Annotated in this window: 1 protein-coding gene and 1 pseudogene; both read left to right on the plus strand. The window is 33.0% G+C overall.

The window, feature by feature from the left end; translation table 11 throughout:
- Positions 1 to 330 (plus strand): hypothetical protein (locus ACP5QL_RS09250; protein WP_428127305.1); only part of this gene is annotated, 330 nt, incomplete at its 5' end.
- Positions 327 to 570: pseudogene (locus ACP5QL_RS09255) on the plus strand (hypothetical protein); the annotation flags it as partial. The gene ACP5QL_RS09250 and the pseudogene ACP5QL_RS09255, both read left to right, overlap by 4 nt.

Raw genomic sequence — 570 nt, forward strand, 5'->3', positions numbered from 1 at the left:
AATAATGAACAACATATAATTTTTGTAGATCCGAAAGGAATTAGAAACCTCGGCAACTTCAACGATGATAAGATACAACTATGTACCAGTTATATTAAAGAAATAGAGGAAAGGATAAAGGAAGAAGCAAAAAATAAAGGTATGACAGTTGACTTACAATTAGATGCGTTTATTATCTCGACATCTTCTTACGACAATATAGCAAAAATATTTGGTGAAGGCAACTATAAGAAAGAAGATTTTGAAGATCACAATATATTCTTTCAGGAAGATAGGGATTATATCAAGAAAATTTTAGAAAAAGTAGGAGTTGCCAACCGCACACTATGACGTTGAGTAAAACAGAAATTAATAACACAAAGCCACAAACAACAAGAATGCCAGAGGATATTATTCAGCTGTTTACTACAAAAGATTTAGACGAAGAATGGTCGTTTACAGAATATAAACCATCAGATACAGGTAAGTGGACACACGGATACCATCGCTATCCCGCTAAGTTTATCCCTCAATTAGTAGAAAGGTTAATTGATGAGTATATTAAAGCAAAAGATGCCCATATAAACGACC

This window comes from Dictyoglomus sp. (assembly GCF_049968615.1).
Classification (GTDB): Bacteria; Dictyoglomota; Dictyoglomia; order Dictyoglomales; family Dictyoglomaceae; genus Dictyoglomus; species Dictyoglomus turgidum.